Source organism: uncultured Duncaniella sp. (genome assembly GCF_910578445.1).
GTDB lineage: Bacteria > Bacteroidota > Bacteroidia > Bacteroidales > Muribaculaceae > Duncaniella.
Genome location: NZ_CAJTQC010000055.1, coordinates 267 through 3,519, shown reverse-complemented (window position 1 = coordinate 3,519; position 3,253 = coordinate 267). Strand labels below are relative to the sequence as shown.

Here is a 3,253-nt window from a genome sequence, read left to right as displayed (position 1 = left end):
TGGTCTTCAGTTTTCTTTCATCGCCCTCTCCGCTGAAAAGAGCGTTAGCGATGATGCCCCGTCGAGCAAGGGCATTTCTGAACATAGGCCAGTCGGTGATAGTAACATCATGCAACACTTCGGTAGCCGCTTGGATAATCTCCACGCGGCTGCGTTCCGAACCCCGAAGTTTTGAGGTGTCAAGATTAAGACTGTCTGTTCCCATAGTCAGATTATGCCGCTTGGTGACATCGGCGCAGACCGCTTTGTTGCGGTATAGGTTAGTTACAGGCTTGATGATTTTGCCGTTGTAGTTGACACGACTGAACATAATATGACAGTGTGGGTGTTCCTTATCCGTATGCCTGACGATGATATACGGCGTGTCTGTTATGCCCATCTTCTCCATATATTCATGCGCAATTTTAAGCATGAAATCATCAGTCATACGGTCGCTGTCATTCGGCGAAAAACCGAGTGAAATGTGTCCGCACGGGTCTTTGATTTTTGACCTTGTGAGCGTCGGTCTTTCCACATCCGATGTCGCCATCTTTCGCCAACCTTCCTCGCCGACGTTCAGCCTCACACCGTCGCTGTCGATGATGTGCCATACCCGCTTTTCCGATGGTTGCTTGTCCTGTTTCACGCGGGTAAGGTAATCCAGACAATCGCCAAACGAATTGCCGTGACTTATTTTGCCAATCATATTTCAGAGCTTTTTTCGTTGAACAGGCTGATTGCTGCATCCAATTTCCGGATTAGAGCCGACGCCTCATTTGCTACGCTCCAGCATCGTCCGGCATTACAAGCTCTGGCAATCTGGTTGAGATTGTTTCTTTCGCGAATAAGCTCGTTGAGAGTGGCCATCTGTTCACTGGAAACACGCTCGATGATTGCTGTATTCAGTATGCAGTCGCGTCCGAATGTGGAGAAGCTGGTATAACCGGCATTCCTCATTCGTTCTCGCACGGCAGTGAGGTCGTTGCAGGAGAACTTAATACTCCTTACTATATTGCGGATATCCAAGATGTCCGTCTTATTGTATCCCGATAGCGGGAGTGAATTGAGTTGCTTTCGCATAAATGATTGTTATGATTAAGTGGATAAAGTGGTTGTAGTGATGATGGAGGGGAATTGCGAGGTACTCGATTGGCTCAGGTATTACCTTAGCCTAAACTCGCTCCCCCTCCATTATCATTACGGTGGTTGCCGCCCTTTGGCGGCAAATCCTGCGGTTCGCAATGCTGAAACAGTCTAACCAATCAAAGTCAGATACTTCAGATACTATGGTAGGCATCTGTTTCGGCACACGATTGTTGCCAGAGATAGCGTTCCTCCTCCTTTGCCCAGAAGGCTGGAACAAATCTGATTGGATAACTAAATGTGTCGCTCATTTTTAATCTCGGTTTTAATAGTGGAAGCCAAGTAGTTAGCTATGGCTCTATAGCCCTGAGGTTATGAGGTCATGAAGCCTTGAACTATAGATAAATAGATTTGTCAATCAAACAATATAGAATATTGTAGGTAAATCAATCTTTAAGACAATATCATTATCGTTCATTAAGCAGTTCCATTTCCATATCTATAAGTTGAACTGTAAGGAAGGATACAAATCTGTCTATGAATAGATGTGCCTTTCAATAATATTCATGTTCTCATGACTGACTGAAAATCATACTTGCAGTTCGATAGATGTTCCGGGAGATCAACAGTGGTTTGAACACCTTGAAGGCAGGTAAGATTGTCAATCCTTACTTAAATATACAAATAAAAATCCAGTTTTTCAAATCGTCAGATGATTCATAATTCCGCATTTCAGCATCTTGTCCGAATATGTCCGGCTATGTCCAAGAATGTCCGATTTGAGAAACTGAATTTTTAACAATTAAATGTCCGATAATCCGGTCATGCCATAACTACACCATCAAATTTGCGGCGCATTTTAACCATATCCTCCGAAATGGTCTTGTCCTGCATTTTCGCGTAGGTCTGCGTGGTTTTTATATTCGAGTGACCGAGCATCTTCGAAATGGTTTCTATCGACACATGGTTGTCAAGCGAAAGGCAGGCGAAAGTGTGGCGCGCGACGTGCGTTGTCAGCTTTTTGGTGATACCCGCAAGGTCGGCGATTTCCTTCAGGTAGCCGTTGCATCGTTGGTTCGATAATACGGGCAGCAGTCTGTCTGTGCCGATTATTTTCTTGTGGTCGGAATATTTTTCGATAATCTGGCGTGGGATTTCCAACAGTGGTATCGAACTGAGTTCGTCAGTCTTCTCTCGGTGCTTCCGTATCCAGAGTTCGCCGTCGGCATCGGTCACAATCTTGTCGGCAGTGAGGGTTGACACATCCGAAAAAGCCAGACCGGTGAAGCAGCAGAACACAAACACATCAAGCACCGCCTCCAGTCGTGGGAGCACTGTGAGGTCGAGCGACATGATTGCATTGAGTTCCGCTTCGCTAAGATGCTCGCGATTGGTCTTCTTTTTTGAATAGGTCTTGCCGTAGAACGGATCGACGTCAAGCCATTTATAGTTGACTGCATCGCGTATAACGCTCCTTATGGTGCTGATGTAGCGAATCGCGCAGTTGTGCCCGCACCTCTTCTCTGTGCGTAGCCAAAGCTCGAAATCGTCAATCATAGGGAGCGTCACATCACGCAGAGGAATGTCCTCGGCCTTCTTATGCGATTTGAAGTATTCTTTTAGATAGGTTACACAACGCTCCCAGCGAAGAACAGTTCCCTTTGAGATGTCACCAAGTTCCAGCCGCTTACGATATTTCTCATTGTTTTCGCGGAAAGTTTCAAGAAACATCCGGATTTTAACTTTTTCGTCAACACCGAGAAAGCGTTTTTTCATAGTATCCGGATTGATTAGTGCGCCTTCCGCCACCATTTGGGTGTGGATTGCAAGGAGCTTTGCCCTGACGGTTTCAAGATATCGGTTAAGTTCGATGTCGGCTCGGCTTTTGCCTTTGGACATACCCTTTGCCGCAACCCACATATCGGGTTTGACAGTCCGGTTGATGTTCAGTTCCGCACGTTGACCCGCGATTGAGATACGCAGGATAATCGGCACCTCACCGTTGCGTAGCACCCGCGCCTTTCGTGCGATAAAGGTCGCATTAAAGAATTGCTGATTCTTCATACTTTGATGTGGTTTAGTGTTACATTAAAGTTACAAAAATTATTGCTGTCCGATAAAACTCAAATAGCGCAATAAAGTATGTCTCGAACGCTGATTTTACGGTGTTCGAGTCTTCTTTTTTACTTTA

At 45.6% G+C, this 3,253-nt stretch carries 3 protein-coding genes and 1 pseudogene (1 of these 4 running past the window's edge); all 4 read right to left on the bottom strand.

The window, feature by feature from the left end; all coding sequences use genetic code 11:
* Positions 1–685, bottom strand: a 685-nt coding sequence (locus tag QZ311_RS12165; protein WP_297068469.1) for a relaxase/mobilization nuclease domain-containing protein, incomplete at its 3' end; no start/stop codon positions are given.
* Positions 682–1,059 carry a plasmid mobilization relaxosome protein MobC gene (gene mobC, locus QZ311_RS12160; RefSeq protein WP_123612395.1) on the bottom strand — a complete coding sequence of 126 codons (378 nt, stop codon included), beginning with the start codon at positions 1,057–1,059 and terminating at the stop codon, positions 682–684. The genes QZ311_RS12165 and mobC, both read right to left, overlap by 4 nt.
* Positions 1,060–1,884: 825 nt before the next feature.
* Positions 1,885–3,126, bottom strand: a complete 1,242-nt coding sequence (locus QZ311_RS12155; RefSeq protein WP_297068466.1) for a site-specific integrase — start codon at positions 3,124–3,126, stop codon at positions 1,885–1,887.
* Between the two features lie 124 nt (positions 3,127–3,250).
* Positions 3,251–3,253, bottom strand: a pseudogene (locus QZ311_RS12150) (transposase); its annotated part runs 266 nt beyond the window's last position; the annotation flags it as partial.

What these genes read in the sequence shown, in the direction of transcription:
- mobC (WP_123612395.1), bottom strand. Translation starts at nt 1,059, where the DNA reads ATGCGAAAGCAACTCAATTCACTCCCGCTATCGGGATACAATAAGACG.
- QZ311_RS12155 (WP_297068466.1), bottom strand. Translation starts at nt 3,126, where the DNA reads ATGAAGAATCAGCAATTCTTTAATGCGACCTTTATCGCACGAAAGGCG.